At 68.4% G+C, this 26,022-nt stretch carries 30 protein-coding genes; 9 read left to right on the top strand and 21 right to left on the bottom strand.

Annotated features, from left to right (window positions below; genetic code table 11):
- Positions 1-6: 6 nt before the first annotated feature.
- The 11 genes from CPY97_RS05455 to thyX all read right to left on the bottom strand — a co-directional run bounded on the left by CPY97_RS05455 (position 7) and on the right by thyX (position 11,543).
- Positions 7-654: a regulatory protein RecX gene (locus CPY97_RS05455; protein ID WP_096421126.1), complete on the bottom strand. Its 648-nt coding sequence runs from the start codon at positions 652-654 to the stop codon at positions 7-9.
- Positions 651-1,733, bottom strand: a complete 1,083-nt coding sequence (recA, locus tag CPY97_RS05450; RefSeq protein ID WP_096421125.1) for a recombinase RecA — start codon at positions 1,731-1,733, stop codon at positions 651-653. Before recA ends, CPY97_RS05455 begins: the two co-directional genes overlap by 4 nt.
- 252 nt (positions 1,734-1,985) lie before the next feature.
- Positions 1,986-2,216, bottom strand: a complete 231-nt coding sequence (locus tag CPY97_RS05445) for a DUF3046 domain-containing protein (RefSeq protein ID WP_096421124.1) — start codon at positions 2,214-2,216, stop codon at positions 1,986-1,988.
- Between the two features lie 15 nt (positions 2,217-2,231).
- Positions 2,232-2,540, bottom strand: coding sequence for a helix-turn-helix domain-containing protein (locus CPY97_RS05440; RefSeq protein ID WP_096421123.1), 309 nt, complete (start codon positions 2,538-2,540; stop codon positions 2,232-2,234).
- A gap of 140 nt (positions 2,541-2,680) precedes the next feature.
- A complete protein-coding gene (locus CPY97_RS05435) occupies positions 2,681-3,175 on the bottom strand; it encodes a CinA family protein (protein WP_096421122.1) in 495 nt (164 codons plus the stop codon).
- The gene (gene pgsA, locus CPY97_RS05430; protein WP_096421121.1) at positions 3,172-3,828 is read right to left on the bottom strand and encodes a CDP-diacylglycerol--glycerol-3-phosphate 3-phosphatidyltransferase; all 657 of its coding nucleotides are present in this window, start codon (positions 3,826-3,828) and stop codon (positions 3,172-3,174) included. Before pgsA ends, CPY97_RS05435 begins: the two co-directional genes overlap by 4 nt.
- 67 nt (positions 3,829-3,895) lie before the next feature.
- On the bottom strand, positions 3,896-6,655 hold the full coding sequence (locus tag CPY97_RS05425; RefSeq protein WP_096421120.1) for an FtsK/SpoIIIE family DNA translocase: 2,760 nt from the start codon (positions 6,653-6,655) through the stop codon (positions 3,896-3,898).
- A gap of 48 nt (positions 6,656-6,703) precedes the next feature.
- Positions 6,704-8,380: a ribonuclease J gene (locus tag CPY97_RS05420; protein WP_096421119.1), complete on the bottom strand. Its 1,677-nt coding sequence runs from the start codon at positions 8,378-8,380 to the stop codon at positions 6,704-6,706.
- Positions 8,381-8,457: 77 nt separating this feature from the next.
- Positions 8,458-9,432: a 4-hydroxy-tetrahydrodipicolinate synthase gene (gene dapA, locus CPY97_RS05415; protein ID WP_096421118.1), complete on the bottom strand. Its 975-nt coding sequence runs from the start codon at positions 9,430-9,432 to the stop codon at positions 8,458-8,460.
- A gap of 163 nt (positions 9,433-9,595) precedes the next feature.
- Positions 9,596-10,516, bottom strand: coding sequence for an endonuclease domain-containing protein (locus tag CPY97_RS05410; RefSeq protein ID WP_096421117.1), 921 nt, complete (start codon positions 10,514-10,516; stop codon positions 9,596-9,598).
- A gap of 289 nt (positions 10,517-10,805) precedes the next feature.
- Complete coding sequence (gene thyX / locus CPY97_RS05405) at positions 10,806-11,543, bottom strand: FAD-dependent thymidylate synthase (protein WP_096421116.1); 738 nt, start codon at positions 11,541-11,543, stop codon at positions 10,806-10,808.
- A 114-nt stretch (positions 11,544-11,657) separates the two neighbouring features.
- Between thyX and CPY97_RS05400 the strand changes: the two genes are divergently transcribed.
- The 4 genes from CPY97_RS05400 to CPY97_RS05385 all read left to right on the top strand — a co-directional run bounded on the left by CPY97_RS05400 (position 11,658) and on the right by CPY97_RS05385 (position 14,003).
- Positions 11,658-12,086: a thioredoxin family protein gene (locus tag CPY97_RS05400; protein WP_161494080.1), complete on the top strand. Its 429-nt coding sequence runs from the start codon at positions 11,658-11,660 to the stop codon at positions 12,084-12,086.
- Positions 12,083-12,580, top strand: coding sequence for a DUF4395 domain-containing protein (locus tag CPY97_RS05395; protein WP_096421114.1), 498 nt, complete (start codon positions 12,083-12,085; stop codon positions 12,578-12,580). The genes CPY97_RS05400 and CPY97_RS05395 overlap by 4 nt, the downstream gene beginning before the upstream one ends.
- Positions 12,581-12,656: 76 nt before the next feature.
- Positions 12,657-13,082 carry an OsmC family peroxiredoxin gene (locus tag CPY97_RS05390; RefSeq protein ID WP_096421113.1) on the top strand — a complete coding sequence of 142 codons (426 nt, stop codon included), beginning with the start codon at positions 12,657-12,659 and terminating at the stop codon, positions 13,080-13,082.
- Positions 13,083-14,003 (top strand): TIGR01777 family oxidoreductase, encoded by a 921-nt coding sequence (locus CPY97_RS05385; RefSeq protein ID WP_096421112.1) that lies wholly within the window; start codon positions 13,083-13,085, stop codon positions 14,001-14,003.
- Between the two features lie 45 nt (positions 14,004-14,048).
- On the opposite strand, the gene CPY97_RS05380 is transcribed toward CPY97_RS05385, so the two are convergent.
- Entirely contained in the window at positions 14,049-14,498 is a 450-nt protein-coding gene (locus CPY97_RS05380; RefSeq protein WP_231924053.1) for a hypothetical protein, read from the bottom strand.
- Positions 14,495-15,238: a 4-hydroxy-tetrahydrodipicolinate reductase gene (gene dapB / locus CPY97_RS05375; RefSeq protein WP_096421111.1), complete on the bottom strand. Its 744-nt coding sequence runs from the start codon at positions 15,236-15,238 to the stop codon at positions 14,495-14,497. The genes CPY97_RS05380 and dapB overlap by 4 nt, the downstream gene beginning before the upstream one ends.
- Positions 15,239-15,298: 60 nt before the next feature.
- On the opposite strand from dapB, the gene CPY97_RS05370 reads away from it, so the two are divergent.
- Both CPY97_RS05370 and CPY97_RS05365 read left to right on the top strand, forming a co-directional pair.
- Positions 15,299-15,796, top strand: coding sequence for a GNAT family N-acetyltransferase (locus CPY97_RS05370; protein ID WP_096423394.1), 498 nt, complete (start codon positions 15,299-15,301; stop codon positions 15,794-15,796).
- Positions 15,793-16,434, top strand: a complete 642-nt coding sequence (locus tag CPY97_RS05365; protein WP_150129202.1) for a class I SAM-dependent methyltransferase — start codon at positions 15,793-15,795, stop codon at positions 16,432-16,434. The genes CPY97_RS05370 and CPY97_RS05365 overlap by 4 nt, the downstream gene beginning before the upstream one ends.
- Before the next feature lie 22 nt (positions 16,435-16,456).
- Here CPY97_RS05365 and CPY97_RS05360 read toward each other — a convergent pair whose 3' ends face one another.
- Genes CPY97_RS05360 through CPY97_RS05350 form a run of 3 tightly spaced genes read right to left on the bottom strand, consistent with a single transcriptional unit; the run spans position 16,457 to position 18,692 of the window.
- Positions 16,457-16,723, bottom strand: coding sequence for a metal-sensitive transcriptional regulator (locus CPY97_RS05360; RefSeq protein ID WP_096421109.1), 267 nt, complete (start codon positions 16,721-16,723; stop codon positions 16,457-16,459).
- Complete coding sequence (locus CPY97_RS05355) at positions 16,720-17,040, bottom strand: rhodanese-like domain-containing protein (RefSeq protein WP_096421108.1); 321 nt, start codon at positions 17,038-17,040, stop codon at positions 16,720-16,722. The genes CPY97_RS05360 and CPY97_RS05355 overlap by 4 nt, the downstream gene beginning before the upstream one ends.
- A complete protein-coding gene (locus tag CPY97_RS05350) occupies positions 17,037-18,692 on the bottom strand; it encodes an FAD-dependent oxidoreductase (RefSeq protein ID WP_096421107.1) in 1,656 nt (551 codons plus the stop codon). The genes CPY97_RS05355 and CPY97_RS05350 overlap by 4 nt, the downstream gene beginning before the upstream one ends.
- A 116-nt stretch (positions 18,693-18,808) precedes the next feature.
- Here CPY97_RS05350 and CPY97_RS05345 point away from each other — a divergent pair, with 116 nt between their 5' ends.
- Positions 18,809-19,462, top strand: a complete 654-nt coding sequence (locus CPY97_RS05345; RefSeq protein ID WP_161494079.1) for an oxygenase MpaB family protein — start codon at positions 18,809-18,811, stop codon at positions 19,460-19,462.
- Here the strand turns inward: CPY97_RS05345 and CPY97_RS05340 are convergent.
- On the bottom strand, positions 19,459-20,061 hold the full coding sequence (locus CPY97_RS05340; RefSeq protein WP_096421105.1) for a histidine phosphatase family protein: 603 nt from the start codon (positions 20,059-20,061) through the stop codon (positions 19,459-19,461). The genes CPY97_RS05345 and CPY97_RS05340 overlap by 4 nt on opposite strands.
- A gap of 168 nt (positions 20,062-20,229) precedes the next feature.
- On the opposite strand from CPY97_RS05340, the gene CPY97_RS05335 reads away from it, so the two are divergent.
- Positions 20,230-20,844 carry a TetR/AcrR family transcriptional regulator gene (locus tag CPY97_RS05335; RefSeq protein ID WP_161494078.1) on the top strand — a complete coding sequence of 205 codons (615 nt, stop codon included), beginning with the start codon at positions 20,230-20,232 and terminating at the stop codon, positions 20,842-20,844.
- Here the strand turns inward: CPY97_RS05335 and CPY97_RS05330 are convergent.
- From CPY97_RS05330 to CPY97_RS05320, 3 genes are all read right to left on the bottom strand, one after another.
- Entirely contained in the window at positions 20,816-21,859 is a 1,044-nt protein-coding gene (locus CPY97_RS05330) for an aldo/keto reductase (protein ID WP_096421103.1), read from the bottom strand. The genes CPY97_RS05335 and CPY97_RS05330 overlap by 29 nt on opposite strands.
- Before the next feature lie 164 nt (positions 21,860-22,023).
- Entirely contained in the window at positions 22,024-22,275 is a 252-nt protein-coding gene (locus CPY97_RS05325; RefSeq protein ID WP_331716225.1) for a bacteriorhodopsin, read from the bottom strand.
- The gene (locus CPY97_RS05320; protein WP_096421101.1) at positions 22,167-22,724 is read right to left on the bottom strand and encodes a bacteriorhodopsin; all 558 of its coding nucleotides are present in this window, start codon (positions 22,722-22,724) and stop codon (positions 22,167-22,169) included. The genes CPY97_RS05325 and CPY97_RS05320 overlap by 109 nt, the downstream gene beginning before the upstream one ends.
- A gap of 174 nt (positions 22,725-22,898) precedes the next feature.
- Between CPY97_RS05320 and CPY97_RS05315 the strand changes: the two genes are divergently transcribed.
- Positions 22,899-23,426: a YbhB/YbcL family Raf kinase inhibitor-like protein gene (locus tag CPY97_RS05315; RefSeq protein ID WP_096421100.1), complete on the top strand. Its 528-nt coding sequence runs from the start codon at positions 22,899-22,901 to the stop codon at positions 23,424-23,426.
- A 163-nt stretch (positions 23,427-23,589) separates the two neighbouring features.
- Here CPY97_RS05315 and CPY97_RS05310 read toward each other — a convergent pair whose 3' ends face one another.
- Entirely contained in the window at positions 23,590-25,857 is a 2,268-nt protein-coding gene (locus CPY97_RS05310; protein WP_096421099.1) for a polyribonucleotide nucleotidyltransferase, read from the bottom strand.
- Between the last annotated feature and the right edge of the window lie 165 nt (positions 25,858-26,022).

Genomic DNA, 26,022 nt, shown 5'->3' with positions numbered 1-26,022 from the left:
GGGGTGCTATTCGAACTGCGGCGTTCGGCGACCCGCGGGCGCACCGTCGAGAGCTGCGCGAACGGCCCGGTGGGCGGCGGGGCCGCCGTGACCTTTGCGCTGCAAATAGGACAGCAGCCGACGTTCTGCTGTCGCCCGGTCGAGGGCGCCGAGGCGACGGGCGCGGTCGGCGACGAGCTCGGCGATGAGCTCGTCGGTGTCGACCTCCTCGGCATGCTCGGTGAGTGCAGTGTCGACCGCTTCGGGGTCGAGGCGACGGCGCTGCAGTTCGGCCTTGAGCGCACCCCGGCCGAGTTTTTTGCGCGACACCAGGCGATCGACCAAGACTCGAGACAGCTCGGTGTCGTCGACGAGCCCCACGCGTTCGAGTCGATCGGCCTCGGCTTCGGCCAGCTCGCGCGCGATGTCGCGCTCGATGAGGGCGTCGATGAGCTCGAGGCGAGAGACGCCGCGGCGACCGAGCACGCGCATGCTGATGCGCTCGGCGTCAGCACGGGCCTGTTCGGGGAACGCATCGGCGTCGCCAGCGCTCGGAGCCGAGTCGCTGGCCCCCGCGCGGCCGGTATCGCCGGTATGAGCGCTGCGACTCGCCCGCGCGCCGGCCAGCGAGATCACCGGAGCGACCCACTGACCGGCGTCGGGCTCGGCACTCACGCGCCGGCGGCCTTCTTCTGCGCGAGCTTCTGCTGAAGCGACTCGACGGGCGCGTCGACGGTGGCCGGCACCGCGCCTACCCCCGCACCAATGCCGAGCTTCGCGAGAATCTTGCTTTCGATCTCGGCGGCGATCTCGGGGTTCTGCAGGAGGTACTTGCGCGAGTTCTCTTTACCCTGACCGAGCTGGTCGCCGTCGTAGGTGTACCAGGCGCCCGATTTCTTCACGATGCCGTGGTCGACACCGAAGTCGAGCAGGCTACCCTCACGCGAGATGCCGACGCCGTAGAGAATGTCGAACTCAGCCTGCTTGAACGGCGGAGCCATCTTGTTCTTGACCACCTTCACGCGGGTGCGGTTACCGACTGCGTCGGTGCCGTCTTTCAGCGTCTCGATGCGGCGAATGTCGAGGCGCACCGACGCGTAGAACTTCAGCGCCTTACCGCCCGCAGTGGTCTCAGGGCTGCCGAAGAAGACACCGATCTTCTCGCGCAGCTGGTTGATGAAGATCATCGAGGTGCCGGTCGAGTTCAGACCACCGGTGAGCTTGCGCAGAGCCTGCGACATGAGGCGGGCCTGCAGGCCGACGTGGCTGTCACCCATCTCGCCCTCGATCTCGGCGCGGGGCACCAGCGCCGCAACCGAGTCGATGACGACGAGGTCGATCGAGCCTGAGCGCACGAGCATGTCGGCGATTTCCAGGGCCTGCTCACCGGTGTCGGGCTGCGACACGAGCAGCTGGTCGATGTCGACGCCCAGCTTCTGCGCGTAGTCGGGGTCGAGCGCGTGCTCGGCGTCGATGAATGCGGCGATGCCGCCCGCGCGCTGAACGTTCGCGATCGCGTGCAGGGTGAGCGTCGTCTTACCGGACGACTCGGGGCCGTAAATCTCGATGATGCGACCCTTCGGCAGGCCGCCGATACCGAGCGCGACGTCGAGGGCGATCGACCCGGTGGGGATCACGGCGACCGGAGCGCGCTCATCGCTGCCGAGGCGCATGACGCTGCCCTTGCCGAACTGTCGATCAATCTGCGCGAGGGCCGTCTCGAGGGCCTTTTCGCGGTCTGCGGGTGAGGGCATGGTCGCCTCTTCTCTCTGTGTCGTGCGCGGTTCGCCTATCGGCTATCGCCGTGCCGGTCGCCCGATGGAGCAAGGACGGCCGGGATGCGACAAGGCGGTGACGGCGTCTGCCGCCTCGCGGTGAACGGTACGCACGACCGCCGACATCGTCGGCGGGCCGGGCCACACTGTGCACTCAGAGGTGTTCGACTGCCGCTGTGAGGGAGTCTAGGTCACGAACGAACACATGTTCGAGTGTTTGCGCGCGGCGTGTCACCGATCGGGCCGCGGTTCTGGCCGACCCGCGCCGTGCCAGCGCTCGCGGGGCACCTCGGTCGCCGAGCACAGCGCGAACCACACCTCGCGCGGCGCAACTCCCGCGGCGAGCGCCTGCTCGGCCGTGCGGTCGCCGACGTCTCCGAGTACGAGGTCGCGAACGAGCGATCGCCCGTAGGCGTCGCCGAATTCGTCTACGACCGCGCGCCGGAACTCCGAGAGTTTCAGAGCGTGACCCGCACGCTAGCGAACGGCCAGGTCGGCGTCGAACTCGGCGACCAGATCGTCGGGGAGAGTGTCAGGCACGGTCGTCAGACCCTCGATGACCGCGAGGCGGTCGCCCACTTCGCGCATGATCGTCGAGATGGGGGTGTCGAGCGCTTCGGCGACGGACGCGAGGATCTCGCTCGACGCCTCCTTCTGGCCGCGCTCGACCTCACTGAGATACCCGAGCGCCACGCTGGCACGGCTCGCGACCTGACGCAGGGTGCGACCCTTCTGCAGGCGCACGTCGCGGAGGACTTCGCCGATCTCTTGTCGGACCAGAACCATGGCGGCCTCCTTTACGTCTCTCGCGGCGGGTATCTGCTGCCGGGGCGGTAACACTACCCGATCCGTGTGACTTCACTGTAAACCCGAAACACTGGGGAACCCGTGTCAGGACGCTTGGTGTAACACGACCGTCACCTGCGCTATTCCCGTCCGCCGAGTAGGTCGAGAAGCCCGTCAAGTGCGGCCTGCACCGCACCCTCCCGGATGGCGACGCGATCGCCCGCGAGGCGCAGCTCGCGCACCAGCGCGCCCCGAGCATCCGCCACCGCAACGTAGACGAGGCCGACCGGGGAGTCCCCCTGGGGGTCGGGCCCCGCGACTCCCGTCGTGGCGACGCCCACGTCGGCGACGGACCCGTCGACGGCGAGGCGCTTGCGCACGCCGCGTGCCATCGCGATCGCCACATCGGGATGCACGGGGCCGTGCTCGTCGAGAAGGCCCGCTGGCACATCCAACAGCGACTGCTTTAGGGGCGTCGCGTAGGCAACGATGCCGCCGAGGACCACCGCGGATGCGCCGGGGATGTCGACGAGGCGGCCAGTGAGCATCCCCCCGGTCAGCGACTCAGCGACGGCCAGCGTCTGCCCACGCGCCGCCATCGTCTCGACGATGCGGGAGGCAGGCGACGCGGTCATTCGCCCTGAGGGTCGGCGTCTGCAGACTCGGCGCCCGCGAGCTGGGCGTCAGCACCAGCCGGCTGGTCGTTCCGGCCCTGCCACGCTTTCCAGAGGTAGTCGAGACCGGTCACCACCGTGAGCACGACGGCGATCGTCATGAGCCCGGTGTTCACCCAGTGGATCCAGTCGCCGAACACGACCCACAGCGGCACCAGCGCGAACGAGATCGCCACCGACTGCATCACCGTCTTCAGCTTGCCGCCCCGGGAGGCGGGAATCACGCGGTTGCGCAGCATCGCGAAGCGGAACAGCGTGATGCCCCACTCGCGTACGAGGATCACGATCACCACCCACCAGGGCAACTCGGCCAGCACCGCCAGCATGACGAGAGCCGCACCGGTCAGTAGTTTGTCGGCGATCGGGTCGAGCAGAATGCCGAGGTCGGTGACCAGGTTGCGGCGGCGGGCGAGGAAACCGTCGACTCCGTCCGTCGCGATGGCGACGATGAACAGCAGTGCGGCGGTGAGGCGCAGCCAGCCATCGGCGCCGCCATCCAGAACGAGCAGCACCACGAAGACCGGCACCAACAGGATGCGCACGATTGTGATGATGTTGGCGATGTTGCCGCTCGAGGCCGGAGTGTCGCCGTCCGCGATCACGCGTCCGCGCATCGGGAAGCTTGGGCCACCGTCGCGTGAGGTCACCGCGTCCCCTCCCCTGGGAATGAGACCGGGGGAATCACTCGCGCCCGGTCAGGCTCCAGGCGTCCTCGTCGGAGGAGGCCTGCTGTTCAGGATAGCCGCGCGTCATCGCGTCGACGGGATCGTCGCCCACGAGCGCCGGGGCCTGGCCGGTGGGCTGGGCGCCGGACGAGGGCGGATCCTCGCCGCGCAGGCGTGCCAGCACCTCTGGGAGCTGGTCGGCCGTCACGAGCACGTCACGAGCCTTCGAACCCTCCGACGGGCCGACGATCTCGCGCGACTCGAGCAGATCCATGAGACGACCGGCCTTCGCGAAGCCGACGCGGAGCTTGCGCTGCAGCATCGAGGTCGAGCCAAACTGCGTCGTGATGACCAGTTCGGCGGCGGCGAGCAACACCTCGAGGTCGTCCCCGATGTCGGCGTCGATTTCGCGCTTCTGCGCCTCGGCGGCCACGTCGCTGCGGTACTCGGGGCGAGCCTGATCCTTCACGTGCTTCACGACCGCAGCGATCTCGCCCTCGGTCACCCACGCGCCCTGCACGCGCATGGACTTGTTGGCCCCCATCGGAAGGAACAGGCCGTCGCCCTGGCCGATGAGCTTCTCAGCGCCCGGCTGGTCGAGGATGACGCGACTGTCGGTCATGCTCGACACGGCGAACGCGAGGCGGCTCGGCACGTTGGCCTTGATGAGCCCGGTGACGACGTCGACGCTCGGTCGCTGCGTGGCGAGTACGAGGTGGATGCCCGACGCGCGGGCCAACTGCGTGATGCGCACGATCGAGTCTTCGACGTCGCGCGGGGCCACCATCATCAGGTCGGCGAGCTCGTCGACGACGACGAGCAGGTAGGGGTACGGTTGCAGCTTTCGCTGGCTGCCCTCCGGCAGCACGATCTCGTTCGCCAGCACGGCACGGTTGAAGTCGTCGATGTGGCGGAACCCGAACGACGCGAGGTCGTCGTACCGCATATCCATCTCCTTCACGACCCACTGCAGCGCCTCGGCCGCCTTCTTCGGGTTCGTGATGATGGGAGTAATCAGGTGCGGAACGCCCTGATAGGCGGCGAGCTCGACCCGCTTCGGGTCGATCAGCACCATGCGCACCTCGGCCGGCTTCGCCCGCATCAGAAGGCTCGTGATCATCGAGTTGATGAAGCTCGACTTACCCGAGCCGGTCGACCCGGCGACCAGGAGGTGGGGCATCTTCGCGAGATTCGCGACCACGTAGCCGCCCTCGACGTCTTTACCGACCCCGATCGACATCGGATGCAGACTCTTCGCGGACGCGCTCGAGCGCAACACGTCGCCGAGGGTCACGATCTCGCGGTCGGTGTTCGGAATCTCGACACCGATCGCGCTCTTGCCCGGAATCGGCGAAAGGATGCTCACCTCGTTGCTCGCGACCGCGTACGAGATGTTCTTCGTCAGCGCGGTGAACCGTTCGACCTTGACGCCCGGCCCCAGCTCGATCTCGTAGCGCGTGACGCTCGGTCCGCGGCTGAAGCCTGTCACCTTCGCATCAACCTGGAACTGTTCGAGCACATCCGTGATGGCGGCGACAACCGCGTCGTTCGCGGCACTGCGCGCCTTCGGCGGCGTGCCCTGCTCGAGCACGCTCGGCGCAGGAAGACGGTACGGGCGCGTCGGCGCACCCGACGAAACGGGCGTCGGATGCTCGGAGCGAGCATCCGCGTCGTCATCGATGTCGAGGGCGTCGCCACCGGCCGCGGGCGTCGCGGCGGGGGCGGCGGACGGCGACGGCTGCTCGCCTGTGAAACGCTGAACCGCCTGCTCGGCGGCATCGGCGACCGCGGTCAGGTCGTCGGAGACTCGGGCGAGCGCCTCAGGGTCGATCACGTCGGTCGGCTGGTCGCGCTCGACGGCGGAGTCGAACGGCAGCTCTTCGCGGCGGGGCGCCTTGCCCTTGCGCCACCACGGCATCGACGACTCGTCCTCCATGTCGAGGCCGAGATCAGTGAGCGAACCGAACTCGTCGGCATCATCGTCGCTGTCGGTGGACTGCGTCTTCGACTTCTCAGGCCGCTCCGCGAGTTCGGCCCCGAAGAGGTAGGCGTACAGCTCGCGCAGCCGGGCGCCGATACGGTTCGGCGGGGTCTTCGTCATGATGAGCACCGACAGTGCGGCGAGGACCACGAGCACCGGCACCGCAACCCACACGGTGGCGAGCAACAGCACCCCACCGAGCACCCAGCCGATCAGGCCGCCCGCCTGGGCGAGCACGGGGGCGCCATCAGAAGGGTTCGGCGCGCCGAGCGCGATGTGGCACAGCCCACTGACACTCGCGATGAGCAGGCCCAGCCCGATGCCGATGCGCGTGTTGTCGTGCACGCTCGCCGGGTGCCGGAACAACCAGGCGGCGAACATCAGCATGATGACCGGCAGCGCGAAGGCGACGCGGCCCACGAGCCCACCGAACGTGAAGGCGTCGAGTGCGACCGCGACCGGGTCACCGAACAAGAACCACTCGACGAGCGCCCCGAGGCCAGCGAGCACGACGAGGAAGAACGGCACGCCGTCGCGGCGGTCCTCCTTCGCCAGGGTCTCGCGGCCGAACAGGCGGAACGCGGCGCCCGTCGCGTGGGCGAGGCCCATCCAGGCGCGCGTCAACAGACCGGGCTCGTTCGGCTCAAAGGCGGGAGCCTTCGCGGCCGGCCGCTTCGACGCGGGCAGCTTCTTCGTCGGCGCCGTGTCTGACCGCTTCGACGAGGTGCGCGAGGACGCGCGGGACGACCCGCCCGACTGCGGGCGCGTTCGTGTCGTGCGGGAGCCGGAGGCCATGCCCGACACGGTACCCGCGCGCGACAGTCGCGCCCGGGACTGACACGCTTAGGCGATGACGACGACCGGCACGATCATGGGCCGGCGGCGGTGTTGCGTGTTGACCCAGCGGCCCACCGTGCGGCGCACGATCTGGCTGTACGCGTGGCTGTCGCGCGTGCCGTTCTCGGCCGCCTCCGACAGGGCGCGCACGAGCTGCGGGATCACGTCATCGAAAACACTGTCGTCGGGGGCGAAGCCGCGCGCGTGAATCTCGGGGCCCACGACGACCTTGCCGGTCTGCGCGTCGACCGCGACGAAGATCGAAATGAAGCCCTCCTCAGCGAGGATGCGGCGGTCCTTGAGGTCAGCATCCGTGATCTCGCCGACGGTTGACCCGTCGACGTAGACCTCACCGAGATCGAGCTGGCCGACCACGCGAATGACGCCGTCCTTCAAGTCGATGACGGTTCCGTTCTCGGCGAGCACCGTGTTCTCGACCGGGATGCCCGTCTCGATAGCAAGGCGCTGATTCGCCACCAGGTGGCGGGCCTCGCCGTGCACCGGCATGACGTTCTTCGGGCGCACGATGTTGTAGCAGTAGAGCAGCTCACCGGCCGCCGCGTGGCCACTCACGTGGACTCGGGCGTTGCCCTTGTGCACGACGTTCGCGCCCAGCGCGGTCAGACCGTTGATGACGCGGTAGACCGCGTTCTCGTTGCCCGGGATCAGGCTCGAGGCGAGGATGACCGTGTCGCCCTCACCGATCTCGACCTGGTGCTCGAGGTTCGCCATGCGGGCGAGAACCGCCATCGGCTCGCCCTGGCTACCCGTCGACATGTAGACGATGCGGTCGTCGGGCAGGTCCGCGGCCTTGCGGTGGTCGATGAGAATGCCCTCGGGCACCTTCAGGTAGCCGAGCTCGGCGGCGATCCCCATGTTGCGCACCATCGAACGGCCGAGCAGCGCCACCCGGCGGCCGTTCGCGTGAGCAGCATCGAGCACCTGCTGCACGCGGTGCACGTGGCTCGAGAAGCTCGCGACGATCACGCGGCGCGGGGCCTTCGCGATGACGCTCTCGAGCACGTTGCCGATCTCGCGCTCGACGGGCGTGAATCCCGGCACGTCGGCGTTCGTCGAGTCGGTCATAAATAGGTCGACGCCCTCCTCTCCGAGGCGGGCGAAGGCGCGCAGATCGGTGATGCGGCCGTCGAGAGGCAGCTGGTCCATCTTGAAGTCGCCGGTGTGCAGCACGAGACCCGCAGGGGTGCGAATGGCGACGGCGAGAGCATCCGGAATCGAGTGGTTCACGGCGACGAATTCGAGATCAAAGGGGGCGAGGCGCTCGCGCTGCCCCTCCTTCACCGCGAGGGTGTACGGGCTGATGCGGTGCTCCTTGAGCTTCGCCTCAATCAGGGCGAGCGTGAGCTGCGAGCCGATGAGCGGAATGTCCGCGCGCAGGCGCAACAGGTACGGAACCGCTCCGATGTGGTCTTCGTGGCCGTGGGTGAGCACAACGCCGACGACGTCGTCGAGGCGATCGCGGATCGGCGAGAAGTCAGGCAGGATCAGGTCGACACCGGGCTGGTGCTCCTCGGGAAAGAGCACGCCGCAGTCGACGATGAGCAGCTTGCCGTCGAACTCGAACACGGCCATGTTGCGGCCGACCTCACCGATGCCGCCGAGCGGCGTGACGCGCAGGGTTCCGGGTTCGAGCGCGGGAGCGTCTTCAATGGCGTGGGGCATAAGGGACGGACCTCTGAGTTCTCGTTCGGGCCCGTTCCCGGGCCGGTTGGCGGGGCTTCGCGCCCCCGGGTGGAGTCTTATCGGGTGGTGCCGGCGACCTTCGGGAGGGCGCCGCCCGCCGCCGCATTGCGATCGGGGCGGAAGCGGGTGAGGTCAACGCCGTCGACGTCCTTCACCAGCGCCATCTCGTCTTCGATGATCGCCGCCTCGTGGTCTTCGGGGCCGACGAGGGGAAGGCGCACGCGCGGCGAGCCGATGCGACCGAGGCCGTGCAACACGTACTTCGCCGCGACCGTGCCGGGAACATGGGTCATGATCGCCCGAACAAGCGGCTCGAGCAGTTGGTGGTGGCGCGTCGCCGTCGCCAGATCGTTCGCGTTCACCGCGTCGACGATCGCTCGGTACGGGGCGGGCGCGATGTTCGCCGTCACGCCGATCAGACCGGTACCGCCGATCGCGAGCGTCGGCAGAACGTTCGCGTCGTCGCCGGCAAAGTACATGAGATCGGTCTGATTCATGACGCGGCTGACCTCGGAAAGGTCGCCCTTCGCATCCTTCACCGCCACGATGTTCGGGTGCTTCGCAGCGCGCAGAATCGTCTCGTACTTGATCTCGATGCCCGCGCGGCCCGGGATGTCGTACAGGATCACCGGCAGGTCGGTCGCGTCGGCGATCATGCGGAAGTGGGTCAGCACCCCCGCCTGCGTGGGCTTGTTGTAGTACGGGGTGACGACCATGACGCCGTCAGCGCCGGCCTTCTCGCTCGCCTTGTACAGCTCGATCGCGTGCGCCGTCTCGTTCGAGCCGCCGCCCGTAATGATGGATGCCCGCCCCGCCGCAACCTCTTTGCCCACGGTCACGAGGCGCAACTTCTCGGCGTCGGTAAGCGTCGACGTCTCGCCCGTCGTGCCGGTGACGACAATGCCGTCGGCGCCGTGCGTGCACAGATAGTCGATGTGCTGCTCGACGCCCGGCCAGTCGACCTCGCCGTCGGCGGTCATCGGCGTCACGAGGGCGACCAAGACCTGGCCGAAGGGGTTCGCTGCACTCACGTACCCAGGCTACCGCGGTGAGCGGGCGGCGCGCCCTGCGGGTCCGTGCGGTGGCTGCACGCTTGGGGTGTCTCGGGCGCCGAACCTCGGCGATGACGTATCGGCGACATCTGCGGTCCGGCACTGATGTGTCCGCGACGTCAGCTGTCCGGCGCAACGCTCCTCAGTGCGGCGCCCGCGGCGGCGTGTCGGATGTCCACGCTGACGCCGCGGACAGGTGCTCTCCACGCGATACGACCGCGAGGATCAAGCCGATCACTCCTGCGGGGTCGTCAACCAGATCGCGATAGTCGACACGGATGACGTGAAACCCGATCGCCTGGAGGTGAAGGTCTCGGCTGAGGTCAGCGCGACGAGACGCAGGATCGGCGTGGTGCGCTTCGCTGTCGCACTCGATGAGCAGTCGGTCGCCGATCAACAGGTCCGCGCGATGGTGATCACCAGTCGGGATGCGCGGCTGAGGGATCGCGGTGATGCCCGCATCTGCGAGCAGAATGCGCAGGATGCTTTCCGTGCCAGATTCGGCACGACCATCAGTGCGCGCCGCCACCTCACGCGTACGCAATGCCCAGGATCGGGCGGCGCGCAGCAGGCCGCTGCGCGTCAGAGTCGTTCGCCGCAACGCTGAGTCGAGCACCGCGACCGCCTGCGCTGGAGGGAGAAGTTCCGCGCACTGTCGAAGGGTCTCCAACATGGGCTGCATCCCGAGGGGGCGCCCCACCGCGTGTCGGTTCCACAGCACGACGGACACGAGTGGCGCGCATGCCATCGGCTCGACGCGATACGTGCCGGACACCTCAACGTGCAGGAATCTCACCGCCGGGACGACGCGGGGGTCGGGCACCCATAGCCCGTGCTGCCCCAGAGCGGACGTGGCCGCGAGGCGACCTCCGATGGCGGCTGCGCGTCGTGCATCCACCGTCGACGACGGGAGCGCGTAGATGCCTAGGCGTGGCCGCAGAACGAGGCCCCGCGCATAGGCCCGACGCAGGCGGCGCGATTGCGTCGCAGTGAGGGCAAGTTCGGACACATGAGCGATGCCGTCGAGATCGGCGAGTCGTTGGTGAATGGACGGTGTCTTCATGGCGGAACCATCAGGCGTCCGCAGTGCACGCGTCGCACGGTGGTCGACACTCGTGCAACGGAGGGCATCACACGCGCATCGGGAGGATTGGTGTCCGCGAGGTCAGCCCGCGCCGAAAACACGCCGCTGTGAGCACGTGACGCGCCGAAACCGTGCAGCCACAACTGACGTCGCGGACACGCGTGACGTCGTCAGGCGGGGATCGTGGCTCGATTGAACGGCGCGGGGCGGGGTGACGCGGCGCGGGGCGACTCGGCGCGGCGCGGGGCGGGGTGACGCGGGGCGCGACCTACGGGGCGACGCGGCCGTTCGTGTTGAACGACTCGTAGGTAAGGGGCATGAGCTCGGCGAAGTGCTCTTCCATCCGCTCGGCGACCATCTCGATCTCGCGCTGCGGGAACGACGGGAAGTGCGTGCCCTCGCGCTTCGTGCGCAAGCTGAGGAAGTTCATGAGCGAGCGCGCGTTCATCGTCACGTACATCGTCGAGTAGATCGTGACGGGGAGGACCGCCCTGGCGACCTCGCGCGCGATGCCGGCATCGAGCATCCGCTGGTACGAGGCGTATGCGGCCTCGCACGACGCGCGCACCTCGGCGTCGACGAGGGCGTGCTGCTCAGGCGTTCCGGGCAGGAACTCGTAGGCGCCGGGCTTTCCGACCTGCACGAGGTTGCGCTCGGGGCCCGGCACGTAGAACACCGGGCGCAGCTCGCGGTAGCGGCCCGACTCTTCGTTGTAGGAGGCGATGCGGTGGCGCATGAACTCGCGGAACACGAAGATCGGCGCCTGCACGTAGAAGGTCATCGAGTTGTGCTCGAACGGCGAGCCGTGCCGGTCGCGCATCAAGTAGTTGATGAGCCCGCGGTCGCGCACCGTCGCCGCGTCGCCGGCGGCGGCCGCGTCGAGCGTCTTCTCACCCTGCGTCGACACGCGCGCCGCGAACAGCACGTCGGAGTCGGCGGCGCTCGAGCGCACCAGCTCAACCGTCACATCGGACCGGAACACGACCTCGTCTGACTGCTCGCTCACGGTCGAAACCCTAGCCGCCCGCGCCGACAGCCGAGGCCGCCACACGCCCGCACGCGGCGTCACGCGGCGTCACAGGCGGGGAATATTTCGGGCGGGCCCCGTATTTTCTTGTGCGTGGATCCCCTCTTCGCTCTCGCAACGCTGGCCGCGCTTGTCGCGGTGTCGGCCCTCATCGGCATCGCCGTGCGCGCCGCGCAGGGTCGCGTACGCGCCGACGGCCAGCACGTTGACCGCGCCCTGACCGCCGACGGAGCCGAGCTCACCCTGCTGCAGCTGTCGAGCCCGGTCTGCTCGGCCTGTGCCGCCATGCGCCGCGTGGGCGGGCAGCTGGCGAGCGACGACGCGACGGTCGGTCACCGCGAGATTGATGTCACCGAGCATCCCGAACTGGTGCGCGAGCTCGGCATCATGAGCACCCCGACCACCCTCGTGGTCGACCGCGCCGGCCGCGTGCGCTCTCGCATCATCGGCGCCGCAACCGTCGACACGGTGCGCCAGACGCTGCAGGATGCTCGCACCATTCGCGAGGAGGTCGCCGCGTGAGCGCCGCATCGCCCGCCGCGCCCGGCATCGACCCGCGCGGCCCGCGCTTCGGCGCCGCCATCACGAGCGTGCTGTTGCTCGTGACCGTGGGCCTCGCCCTTGTCACCCCGATCTCCGCGACGGCCGTCGATCGCCTGCTCGAACCCGCAGCCCTGCTTCTCGTCGTGCTGGTGGCGCTCTTCGCGTGGGGTGCGTTTGCGGGCATCCAGCGACACCCCTACGGGGCCGTGTTCCGAGCGCTTGTCGCCCCGCGTCTCGGCCCGCCGAGCGAGCGCGAAGACCCGGCGGCTCCCACGTTTGCTCAGGGAGTCGGCCTGCTCGTCACCGGCACGGGTCTGGTGCTGCACCTGCTGGGCGTGCCGGGTGCGCTGGCGGTCGCCGCTGCTGCCGCCTTTGTTGCGGCCTTCCTGAACGCCGCGTTCGCGTACTGCCTCGGCTGCCAGATGTACGTGCTGCTCGTGCGCGCCGGCCTGATCGGCCGCCGCGCCGCCTGAGAGTCCTCCCTACCGACGCGCGGCCCCGCGCTCTAGGCTTGTGCTCCCGACCGCACGGCGACGAAGGAGACCAGCCATGGCAGTGACGAGCGAAGCAACGACCCTCTGGTTCGGGTCACTGACCGAGGGGCACGGAACCACCTCGCTCGACACCTCCGACTCCGCCGAGTTTCCCGTCACGTGGGCTGCCCGCAGTGAGGGTGTGGCGGGCACCACGAACCCCGAAGAGCTGCTCGGCGCGGCACACTCGGCCTGCTACTCGATGGCGCTGTCGCACGCGTTGACCGGTGCCGGGCACCCGCCCGAGAGCCTGCAGGTGACGGCTGCGGTGACCTTCCAGCCCGGCGAGGGCATCACGGGTAGCCACCTGCTCGTCAACGCCAAGGTTCCCGGCCTCAGCCCCGAGCAGTTCGCCACCTTCGCCGAGGATGCCAAGACGGGCTGCCCCGTCTCCGCCGCTCTCGCGGGTGTCTCGATCACGCTCGAAGCGACGCTCGCCTAAATGGCAGCATCCACGCCCATGCGGGTGCTGATCGCCGGCGCCTCCGGCATGATCGGCACCGAGCTGCAGAGCCAGCTTCGCGCGGACGGTCACGAGGTGCTGACGCTCGTTCGTCGCACCCCGAAGAGCGACACCGAGTTCGCGTGGTCGCCCGAATCTCGCGTGCTCGACTTCCGCATCCTCGAATCGGTGGATGCGGTGGTCAACCTGTCGGGCGCCTCCATCTCGCGCATCCCCTGGACGTCCGGCTGGAAGAAGCAAATCCTCGAGTCGCGGGTGCACGCCACCCGCGCCCTCGCGGAAGCGATGGGGATGGCCAGCACTCCCCCGCGCGTATTCGTCAGCGGATCGGCGGTCGGCATCTACGGCGACCAGCCCGCCGTGCGTCTCGACGAGAACGCGCCCCGCGGTGAGGGCTTCCTGGCCGACGTGGTCGCGGCGTGGGAGGAGGCAGCACTGCTCGCCCCCGAAGAGACGCGCGTCGTTCTCGCGCGCACCGGCCTCGTCATCGGGCCGGGCGGTGCCATGACCCCGCTTCGCGTACTCACCGGCCTCGGCGCGGCGGCCCGCGTCGCCACCGGTGGCCAGCACTGGCCGTGGATCAGCCTGTACGACGAGGCGGCGGCGATCCGGCACCTCCTCACGTCGAGCCTCAGCGGGCCGGTGAATCTGGCCGGCCCGACCCCGGCGACGAGCGATCGCGTGACCCGCGCGCTCGCCGCCGCGATGCACCGCTGGCACCTGTTCACGCTGCCCGAGAAACTCATCTCGGTCGGCATGGGTGAGGCGGGCCGCGAACTTCTGCTCGCGAGCCAGAAGGTCGTGCCGCAGCGCCTGCTCGACGACGGCTTCACCTTCCGTGACGAGACGGTGGAGGACGCAATTCAGGCGCTCGTGAACCCGCAGCGGGCGGCCGCGTAGAAAAAAGGCGCCGCGAGCATCCGATCTCGGGATGCGCGCCGCGCGTCAGCGCCGGCTGTCGCGTTCGCGGCGAATCGCCTCGCGCGTCGCCCAGCGAGCACGGCGCCTGTCTCGGGCGGCGTCGTAGGCGAGCGCGAGCCGGAACCAGTTCTGCCACGGTTTCTCGTCGGCCTCGACCTCGGCCCGAAAGCGCAGGAACAGCTCGTCGGCGCGTTCCCGGTCGAGGCGGCCGCTGGCCGTCGCGGGCAGGGTGTCGTCGGGAAGCCCGCCCTCCGCTTCGAGCAGACCTGCGAGTCGCTCGGCGGCGAATCCGAAGCGGATCTCGGCGATGAGCGCCCAGCCGCCGATGAGCGGGAGCACGATCAGGGCCCACCCCATCGCCTGCACGACGGGTAGGGGGTCACCCACGAGTCGCACGGCGTACAGCGCCACGACGACGAGGTAGAGCGCGAGCAGCAGCGCCATGACGGCGACGCCGAGGCGGGCGCGGGTCACGTGCCCTGCCCGGTGAGCCCGATGAGGGTGTCGAGCCCGACCGTCAGTCCGGTGTGGGCCGTCGCGGCGCGCAACGCCGCGAGGATGCCCTGCTCGTAGCTCGACGCCGACTGCGTCTGGTGGCGGAGGGTCAGCACCTCGCCGTCGCCGCCGAAGTGCACCTCCTGCTGCGCGACGACGCCCTGCAGTCGCAGCGAGTGCACCGGCACGCCGGCCACCTGCTGCCCGCGGGCCCGCTGGTCGACGTGCGGGGCAACGACGGGGCCGATCTCGGCGCGGGCGCGGCCGATGAGCTCGGCGGTGCGCACGGCGGTGCCCGATGGCGAGTCGACCTTGGCCGCGTGATGCCCCTCGACGATCTCGATCGACTCGTAGAAGCGGGCCGCGATCGTCGCGAAGTGCGTGGCGAGGACCGAGCCGACCGAAAAGTTCGGCACGACGATGACTCCGCGCTCGGGGTGCTCGGCGAGGAGGGCGCGCAGGGTGCGGAGGCGCTCCTCACTCCAGCCGCTCGTGCCGACGACGACGTCGAGGCCAGCCCGAACCGCATGGTCGACCACGGTGCCGGAGACCCCAGGCGTCGTGACGTCGAGCACGACGTCGGAGCCGAGCATCTCGTCGAGGTCGCTGCGCGAGTTCAGCTGGGCGGCGAGAACGAAATCGGACTGCTGTGCGATGACGTCGCACGCGACGGAGCCGAGGCGTCCGCTCGCGCCGACGACGGCGACCCGGGTGACCATGACTTGAGCCTAGTCGCGTGCTTCCGCACGAACGCCGGGACCTGACTACGCTCGGTGGGCGTGACCGTCTTTCGCGTGAGCGCCGCCGACGACCCGGCCGCGCGCATCCTGCTCGATCAGTACGCCGCGTGGCGGGCCGCGGCGTTCGCGAAGCAGGGGCTCTCGTACCGGGTCGCGCCCGCTCGGCCGGAAGAATTGACCGGCGAGCGCGGCGTTTTTCTCATCGCGGAGGGCGAGAACCTCGCCGGCGAGGCGGCCGACGTCGGCTGCGCCGGCATTCGGATGCTCGCTGACGGCCCCGACGGACGTCGCGCTGAATTGAAGCACCTTTGGGTACAGCCCCACGCGCGCGGGGCGGGGGTCGGCGCCGAACTCGTGCGCGAGCTGATGCGGCGGGCGCGAGACGACTTCAGCGCGCAGGAGATGGTGCTCGACTCACACGATTCTCTCGCCTCGGCGGCCGCCCTCTATCGGGCGCTCGGGTTCCGTCCGGTCGAGCCGTACAACGACAACCCCAACGCGAACGTGTGGCTGGGCAAGCCGCTCTCCACGCTGTGAGTGCAGATCGAATCTCCGAGACGCGTCACCTTTACGCCACGGTGGCGGCAACGTATGCGGACGTACTTCCGGACACACGCTACGAAGCCTTCCTCGAGATGGGACTCATCGACCATTTCATCTCACAGCTGCCCGACTCAGCCCTCCCCGTCCTCGATGCTGGCTGCGGAACTGGCCGGATGCTCAGCCATCTGTCTGCACGGGGGGTCACGAACCTCCTCGGTGTAGATCTCTCGCCCGAGATGCTCGTCTTCGCTCGACAGGCCCACCCGAACATCCCCCTGAAAACAGGCGACCTTCGTTCGCTCCCCTATGCGGACGACTCGATCGGCGCAATGCTCTGCTGGTACGCGATCATCCACAGCCCCAACGACGAAGTGGTTGACATTGTCGCGGAGGCACGGCGGGTGCTGTCGCCAGGTGGATTACTACTTCTCGGCTTCCATGCGGGCAGCGGCGAGCGCGCGGCAAATCGGGCGTATGGCCACGCTGTCACTCTTCGTGTTGTGCTGCACGAACCAGATGAGATCGCTCGCCTCGTGCGCGCTGCTGGCTTTACTGTTGAGGCCACTGTCAATCGGGCACCCGTCGGCAGCGAACGCAACCGACAGGGCTACGTCATGGCGCGGCGGATCTGACCGCGACGTCGCCTCGACGACGCTACGACAGGCTGAGGAACATCTTCTCGAGCTGCGCGACCTCGAGGGCCTGATCGTCGCTGTCCTCGCGGAGGCACTCCTTCATCGCGGAGGCGATGATCGCGAAACCAGCCCGGTCGACGGCGCTGGACACCGCCGAGAGCTGGGTGATGATGTCGCGACAATCGCGACCGTCTTCGATCATGGAGAGCACCGCGCCGAGCTGACCCTGAGCGCGGCGTAGCCGATTGACGATGCGGTCAACCTCGTCAGCGGGAATGGTGGTCATGCGCCTTCTCCGGTTTCGTAGTCGAGCCCCCGTTGAATCCACGCCATGGTGCCGCCCGCAACCGACACGGCCTCGACACCGTTGGCGTTCAGGTAGTCGGCTGCCCGAAGGCTACGCGCCCCCGAGCGACAAATCACGTAGATCGTGTCGTCGTCGGTTGCCAGTTCGTCCACTGCGTCGGGGATCGTGGCCAGCGGAATGAGCTGCACTCCCGGGACGCGCGCCTCGGCGTACTCGTCGGGCTCGCGCACGTCGATCACACGTGCTCCGTTCGCCATCACTTGGGCGAGCTGGTCGACGTCGATCTCGGCACTCATGCAGCGTGTCCTTTCGTGGGAAGCCCCGTGGCGGCGGCGCCGGCTGACCAGGTGAGGTAGCCACCGTCGAGGTTGGCCACCGTCACACCGTACTGCTCCAGCAGTCGCGCCGCGGTGTGGCCGCGTTGACCGACCTTGCAGTGCACGATGACGCGCTCGCCGCGCAAGCCCTCGGCGTGTGCTCGGAGCTCGTCGAGCGGAATCAGCCGTGAGCCCGGAATCGCTCCGGCGGCGTTCTCCTCGTCCGTTCGCACGTCGACGAGGATCCAGCCGTCGGCCTGGCGGGCAGGGAGCTCGTGCCACTGCACGCTCTGCTCACCGCGCGCCAGGTTGTCGGCGACGTAGCCCAGCATGTTCACCGGATCTTTGGCGCTCGCGAACTGTGGCGCGTAGGCCAGTTCGAGGTCGGCGAGCGCGCTGGCGGTGAGTCCGCCCGCCATCGCGGTGGCGATGACGTCGATGCGCTTGTCGGCACCAGACTCGCCCACCGCCTGCGCGCCCAGGATGCGGTCGGTCTGCTCATCGACGATCAGCTTCATCGCGAGTTGGGTCGCACCCGGGTAGTAGCCGGCGTGGTCCAGGGGGTGCGTGTGGATGACCCGGATCGCGCGGCCCTCGTCGCGCAGCTCGCGCTCGGTGCGCCCGACCGCCGCGGCGGTGAGGCCGAACAGCCCGATGATTGCGGTCCCGAGGGCGGGGACAGCCGCGTGGGCTCGTCCAGCGATGGCGTCGGCGGCGAGCCTGCCGTGCCGGTTGGCCAGGCCGGCAAGCCAGACCGGCGTTGCCGGGCCGTCGATGCGCTGCTTGACCACCGCATCCCCCACCGCCCAGATGTGCGGATCGGACGTGCGCTGGTGCTCGTCGACGACGATGTAGCCGCGCTCGTCGAGCGTGAGTCCGGCGTCGCGCGCGAGCCCGCTCTCGGGGCGCACTCCAACGCTCAGGACGACGAGGTCGGCAGGAATCTGCTCGCCCTCCCCCACGACGACGTGCTTGTCACCGATGGCGGCAAGACTCGTCTCGAGGCGCAGAGTGACCCCGGCCTCTCGAATGCGCTGTGCAACCAGCTCGGCCATCTCGACGTCAAGGGGGCGCAGCACCTGCGGCAGCATCTCCACGACCGTCACGTCGAGCCCGCGGCGGTGCAGATTCTCGGCGAGTTCGAGCCCGATGAAGCCCGCGCCGGCGACGACAGCGCGCGTGGCACCGTCGGCCGCGGCGATGATCGCGTCCATGTCGGCGAGGTCGCGCAGGATGAGGCCGCGCTCAACGCCCGGAATCGGGATGCGCACCGGCGACGCGCCGGGGCTCAGAACGAGAGCGTCGTACGGGATGCGCTCCTCGCCTCCCGAGGCGAGGTCGCGCACCGTGACCGTCCGCGCATCCGGGTCGATCACGATCGCCTCCGTGCGCACCCGCACGTCGAGAGCGAAACGCTCTCCGAGAGCGGCGGGCGTCTGCAGGATGAGGGCATCGCGGTCGTCGATCACCCCGCCCACGTGGTACGGCAGACCGCAGTTGGCGAAGGAGACGTGCTCTCCTCTCTCGACGACGATGATGCGGGCGCGCTCGTCCAGGCGGCGCAAGCGGGTGGCTGCGGACATGCCGCCAGCGACGCCACCGATGATGACGTAGGTGCGGGTTTCGCTCATGCACTGAGGGTATACCCCCAGGGGTATTTTCGCAAAACGGCGTCACGGGCCTGCCCCCGCCTCACTCAGCCCGCTTTCGAGTCATGCCCAGCAGCGTGTGGCACGCTCGCTCCATCATGGCCCGACCCGCCGTCGTCGCCGGCACGGTGCGCTGGGTACTGACGACGACGTTCGCGGACCGCGCCCGCGCCACGGAGGTCTGCCAGCAGATCACGCGCCTGCACGAGAAGGTACGCGGAGACTACGCAGGCTCCGACGGCGCGCCGGCGTCGTACTCGGCCGACGACGCCGACCTCATCGGCTGGGTGCACTGCGTCTTCGCCGACGCTTTCCTCGGCTGCCACGAGACGTGGGGCGGGCCGATCCCCGGCGGCGCGGACGCCTACGTCGATGAGTGGGCGACCGCGGGCCGACTGATGGGCATGGCCGATCCTCCACGCACGCGTGACGCGCTCCACGCGGCCATCGCGTCCTACCGACCCGTATTGCGCCGTGACGACCGCGTCGATGAAGCTGTGCGCTGGCTCCGCCGTCCCCCACTGGGACTCGGTGCCGGCCCGGTCTACCGCATCTTCTTCGCCGGCGCTGTCGCGTCGCTTCCCACCGAATACCGGCGGATGCTCGGCCTCCGCCGCCCGTGGTGGCCGGCGATCACGGCGACGCGCATCGGGTTGGGGATCATGCGGCGGCTGCTCGGCACCGAGTCATCGAGCATGGCCTACACGAAAGCGCGACTCGACCGCCTCGAGGCGGCGAGCGTCGACCGCTAGAAGGGCTGCTCGACGGGAAGCCCCGTGCGCAGCTCCGTGGGCAGGTGCCCGAGGTCGTTGTGGGTCACGAGCACGGGCGGCTTGGCCGAGCGCACGCGAATGATCGTGAGCCCGCAGTTCGCCTGATTGACGCCCATCCACCGCCACGCCGGAGCGCCAAAGACCTCGCGTACAAACCACGCGATGACGAAGTTGTGCGTGATCAGCAGGTCGTGACGGTCCTCCCGGGACGGCGACAACCATTCGGCCGTGGCGTCCGCCATCTGCGCCTCGCCGGCGGCGATCTCCTCCGGGGTTATTCCACCGAAGAAGGGCTCGAAGGCCGCGGGCATCGATGGTTCGGGGCCGGACGGCACGCAGTCCATCAGCAGGCTCGAGAGCTGGGGCTCGATCGAGGGCATCCGTTCGGTCATGTAGGTCGCCGTTTCGACCGCCCGCTGCAGGGGCGAAGTGTGCACGCTCGCGAAGGGAACACCGCTCAGCCGCTCAGCGATGGCGCGGGCCTGCCGTTGCCCTCGCCCGCTCAGGGGGCCGTCGGGAAGTCCGTGTTCCGCGTCTTGCTGTTCTCCATGTCGCACCAGATACACATACCGAGACACGTCGTCGCACACTCCTTTGTCGGCCCCATCGAGCCTAGGCCATTGCCTGATACGACTCGCCGGGGCTCCGTGCCCCGAATTGGGGTCAGACCGGTACGCTTGCGGACAGACGAGCTTGTCTGTCCGCATGCTACTGTGACGGCACGCACCCCGATCAAGGAGACCCCGGTGACCCTGACAGCCCCCAACCCCGTAGCCACGGCGCGACGCGAGCGCCCCATGGCCCCCGCCAAGATCCGCATCCTGGACACCGCGTTGCGCCTGTTCTATGACGAGGGCATTCGCGCGACCGGCGTCGACCTGCTGATCGCCGAGTCATCGGTCACGAAGGCCACCTTCTACAAGCACTTCGGATCGAAAGATCGCCTCGTGCTCGACTACGTCGAGATTCAGCGCCAGCGCGGCGAAGCGCGGCTTAAGGATGCCATCGGGGATGCTCGCGGTGCCGCCGCGACCATCGGTCGCGTTGTCGACATGGTCGAGGCCACGATCGAAAGCGAAAGCTATCGGGGCTGCCCGTTCATGAACGCCGCGGCCGAGTACCCCGACCGCCAGCACCCCGTGCGCGAGGTCACCTCGGCCTACACCGACCACGTCGCCGCGCGACTGTCGGAGGTCTTCGCCGAACTGGGACATCCGCTGCCGGGTGCGGCCGCCGACGAGCTCACGCTCGCAATCAACGGCGCATACGCCTGGTCGTACATGGCCGATGACGTCGCCGCCCGCGCGGGCCTGCGTCGGGTCGCCGAGCGCCTTATCGCTGAGTGCGACGCTCCGCGCTGACCCTGTCGAGTTCCGTCAGTTCGTGGCGGCTCAGCGCCGTCCAGGGGGCCGCCATCACGGCATCTAGCTGATCGGGGTGACTCACCGACACCACCGGAGCGACGACGCTCGGTCGAGACAGGAGCCACGACAGGCCGACGGTGGTCACGGTCGTGCCAGTGCGTTCGGCGATGCGGTCCATCGTCGATAGCAGCTTGAGCCCGTGTCGGTTGAGGTGAGGCGCCGCCTCCGGCCCCCGTCGGTACCGTTCGAGGTCGGCGCGGCTTCGGTACTTGCCGGTCAGGAAGCCACCGGCCAGCGCGAACCGCGGCATGACGCCGAGGTCGAGTTGAGCGACAACGCGCGCGAGATCACCCTCATACTCGTCGCGATGCACGAGGTTGTAGTGGTTCTGCACCGCCACCATCGGGGCGACCCCGAGTTGGCCCGACGCGATACGCGCCTCGAACAGTCGGTTGCCCGTGTGATGACTGCCCCCGAAGTACCGCACGTCGCCGGCGCGGATCAGCTCGTCGACCGCCAGAAGCGTCTCATCGAACGGCACCGACTCATCGTCGATGTGCAGGTACAGCAGGTCGATGTGGCTGACGCGAAGGCGTTGCAGCGATGCCTTGACCGCTCGCTCGACTGCCGGTGCAGACAGACCAGGGTTGTCGGCGCTCTTGCCGACCTTCGTCGCAATCGTGAGCCGGTCGCGGTTGCCGCGCTCGCGCATCCAATTGCCGATCATGATTTCGCTGCGCCCGCCAGCGTACGAATCGGCAGTGTCGATGAATGTGCCGCCTCGTTCGACGAAGCGGTTCAGGATTGCCGTCGTCGTCGGCCCATCGGTGGTCCACCCGAAGACGGTGCCGCTCAGGGCGATGGGGAAAACCGTGAGCGCGCTGCCGCCGATTCGACGCAGAACCGCGGTCGGCCCCGTGAGCAGAGACGACGGCGAGCTTGGGCCAGACACCTGCACCGGGGAGGAGAGCGCGCCGGAATCCGTCCGGGGGCTACCGGAGGGTGCCGTCATGCCGACCTCAATTCGGGCGCGGGTTCACCGCGTGGGTTGGCTCAGAGAATAACGCTGCGCGACGGAGGGGTTCGTGACCGCCACGCAATCGTTATGCGGGCGTTCTCTCGCACGAAAAACCGGGGGCGGGCTCGGAAAAGCCCACCCCCGGAGAACCGCCCGCGTTACTTCGTGACGGGGTCGGTCGTGACGGCCGAGGGCGCGACCTCGCCGATTCCCGACGAGACCTTCGCCGCCTGGATGGCGACGATGCCGAAGCCGACCTTGTTGATGACGTCGGCGACGACGTAGATGCACGCCGCGATACTCACGGCGAGTGCGATGTCAGCCCCACCGATCTGCAGGAACTGCTCGATCGCGGTGGCGATCGGGTAGATCGCCCAGCCGATGACCACGAACAGGCGCATGATGCGCACAGCGCGCTGAGCGTGCTCAGGCCCGTTCGAGATGTCGATCTGGAAGATCTGCCAGATGATGGAGAACCACGCCAGACGAAGCCCTTCTTTGCCGCGCCGGCGAGGGCGACGATGATGCCGAATTCGATGAGCAGCAGCGGTGTCGTAATCAGCCAGTCGATGTAGCGCAGTTCGACCGTGTCGCGGATCGCCTCGACGCCGATGTCACCGAGGGGGAACTGCACCACGTCCTTCATGACGTAATACAAGACCGCCGCGACGAACGCGATGACCGTGGCGTAGGTCGCCACGGGGCGCAATTCCGGCATCAGGTCATTGCGTTCCATGAAGAACCACAGTGCTCCCGCCGCCATAGCGACGAAGCCCAACATGAAGAACGCCTGCACAATCTGGAATTCCAGGATGCTCTTTTGGATCAAGAATCTGCTCGCCACCAGTGCGGCGAGCACGGGGGTTGTGTGATCCTCGTCGCAGTCGGACGATCGGGAGCCGGCCGGGCGAAGTTCTTTCACGGTGCGCCCGATCTCTGGGAGAAAGCTTTAGCGTGCACGTGTGTTTTCTTCCTGCTGACTGACTGAACGTCCTCGTACCCGAGACTGGGGGCCGTCGAAAGGATCCCGCTCATGAATGACCCCTTCTGGAAGCTGCCCGAGGTACCGCATTTCTCGCTGACGAGCCCCGATCTCGAGGACGGAGCAGCACTTCCCCCATGGGCGCGCTCTGGCATCGCGGGCGCGGGAGGCGACGACCGATCGCCGGAGCTCGAGTGGTCGGGAGCACCGGAGAGCACACAGAGCTTCGCGCTCACGATGTACGACCCGGATGCGCCGACCGGAAGCGGGTGGTGGCACTGGGCCGTGCACGGCATCCCCGCAACGACGACGTCCCTTCCGAGCAACGCGGGCGACCCCGAGGCGGCGCTGCTGCCACACGGCGCCGTCATGCTGCCGAACGAGATCCGGGTGCCGCGGTACCTGGGCGCCGCTCCTCCGGCTGGCCACGGCGACCACCGCTACTACTTCGTGCTCTCGGCGCTCGACACCGCGGTTCTGGATGTCGACCCAGCGTCGACACCCGCCTACCTCGGATTCGTCCTTCGCGATCACATCATCGGACGGGCCGTGTTGATGGGTACGTCCCGCACCGATTAGGGCCTTCGCACGCGGCCTCACCTGTTCGCCGCGCACGCCCTCGCGGGAGCGGTCATCGCGTTTCGTCGCCGCGACGTCGGCGGCTAGTAATCAGCCCCCATACGACGGATGCCCGCCCTGCGAGAAGCAGGACGGGCATCCGTCGTCATGACGCGTCGTGGCGTTAGCCGTCTTCGCCGTCAGCGGGAGCCTCCGGAGCGGACTCCTCGGCGATGACCGGCGCGAGCGACAGCTTGCCGCGGTCGTCCGTCTTCGTGATCTCGACCAGGATCTTCTGACCCACCGAGAGCACGTCTTCGACATTCTCCACACGCTTGCCGCCGGCGAGCTTGCGCACCTCGCTGATGTGCAGCAGTCCGTCCTTGCCCGGCATGAGCGAGACGAACGCGCCGAAGGCGGCGATCTTCACGACCGTGCCCAGGTACTGCTCGCCGACCTCGGGGTTGATCGGGTTGGCGATCGCGTTGACCTGCAGGCGTGCAGCCTCGGCCGACGGGCCGTCGACCGCGCCGATGTACACGGTGCCGTCCTCCTCGATCGAGATCTGCGCACCGGTCTCGTCCTGGATCGCGTTGATCGTCTTGCCCTTCGGGCCGATCAGCTCACCGATCTTGTCGACAGGGATCTGCACGCTGATCACGCGCGGCGCGGTCGGCGCCATCTCGTCGGGCGCGTCAATCGCCTGGTTCATCACGTCGAGGATCGCCAGGCGCGCCTCGCGGGCCTGCGTCAGCGCACCCTCGAGCACCGACGACGGAATGCCGTCGAGCTTGGTGTCGAGCTGGATCGCCGTGACGAACTCGCGGGTGCCGGCGACCTTGAAGTCCATGTCGCCGAGAGCGTCCTCCGCGCCGAGGATGTCGGTGAGAGCCGCGTACTTGGTCTCACCGTTGATCTCGTCGCTGATGAGGCCCATGGCGATGCCGGCAACTGGGGCCTTCAGCGGCACACCGGCGTTCAGCAGCGACAGGGTCGACGCGCAGACGGACCCCATCGAGGTCGAGCCGTTCGAGCTGAGCGCCTCGGACACCTGACGGATCGCGTAGGGGAACTCCTCGCGGCTCGGCAGCACGGGCACGAGCGCGCGCTCGGCGAGGAAGCCGTGCCCGATCTCGCGACGCTTGGGGCTGCCCACACGACCCGTTTCGCCGGTCGAGTAGGGCGGGAAGTTGTAGTGGTGCAGGTAGCGCTTCGACGTCACGGGATTCAGCGAGTCGATCTGCTGCTCCATCTTCAGCATGTTGAGCGTCGTGACGCCGAGGATCTGCGTCTCGCCGCGCTGGAAGATGGCCGAGCCGTGCACGCGCGGGATGACCTGGACCTCGGCGTCGAGCGCACGAATGTCGGCAAGCCCGCGACCGTCGATGCGCACACCCTCGGTGAGCACGCGGTTGCGCATGATCTTCTTCGAGACGCCCTTGTAGGCGGCACCGAACTGCGACAGCGCCTCCTCGGGCAGCTCGCCCGCGGCGACCTTCTGCTCGATCTCGCCCTTGACGCGGGCCTTCAGCTCGTCGTCGGCGTTCTGACGCTCGACCTTGTCGGCGATCTGGTACACCGCAGCGAGCTCGTTGTGCGCGATCGCGTCGACCGCGGCGTACAGCTCGTCGCTGTAGCTGAGGAAGACGGGGTAGTCGCGCACCTCCTTGGCGCTCTGCGCGGCCAGCTCTGCCTGGGCCTTCACCAGCTGAGCGAGGAACGGCTTCGCGGCCTCGAGACCCTCTGCCACGACGGCCTCGCTCGGCTTGATCGCGCCGGCCTGGATGTGACCCCAGCTGGACTCGGTGGCCTCGGCCTCGACCATCATGATCGCGACATCTTCGGTGCCGTCGGCCTTCGTCACAACGCGACCGGCGACGGTCAGGTCGAACACGGCGTCAGCGAGCTGCGAGTGCTTCGGGAACGCGACCCACTGGCCGGTCCCGTCTTGACGCGGCATGAGTGCCATGCGCACGCCCGCGATCGGCCCGCTGAAGGGCAGACCAGAGATCTGCGTTGAGGCGCTCGCGGCGTTGATGGCGAGCGCGTCGTAGAACTCGTCGGGAGCGATCGACATCACCGTGATGACGATCTGCACCTCGTTGCGCAGGCCCTCGACGAACGAGGGGCGCAGCGGGCGGTCGATGAGGCGGCAGACGAGGATCGCCTCGGTCGAGGGGCGACCCTCGCGGCGGAAGAACGAGCCGGGGATCTTCCCCGCGGCGTAGGCGCGCTCTTCGACGTCAACCGTCAGCGGGAAGAAGTCGAAGCCCTCACGGGGGTGCTTGCCGGCGCTCGTCGCGCTCAGCAGCATCGTCTCCTCGTCGAGGTAGGCGGCAACGGCGCCCTGCGCCTGCTGCGCGAGACGACCGGTTTCAAAACGGACAGTGCGGGTGCCGAACGAACCGTTGTCAATAACGGTTTCGGCGGCCTTGATTTCGGGACCTTCCACGAGGTCTCTCTCCTTTGCGTTTCTCGCACCGGGCATCCGACGACCGCGTCACAGACGCGAGGGGATGCGCGGCGCACCGCACGAGGCAAGCAGGCAGGAAGGGACGATCGGCGGGATACGCCGCCGGTGTCTGCTCTGGCCAACAGTAGACATCCACCGTTCACC

The organism is Microcella alkaliphila (assembly GCF_002355395.1).
GTDB classification, from domain to species: domain Bacteria; phylum Actinomycetota; class Actinomycetes; order Actinomycetales; family Microbacteriaceae; genus Microcella; species Microcella alkaliphila_A.
This window is presented reverse-complemented; position numbering and strand designations above follow the sequence as displayed.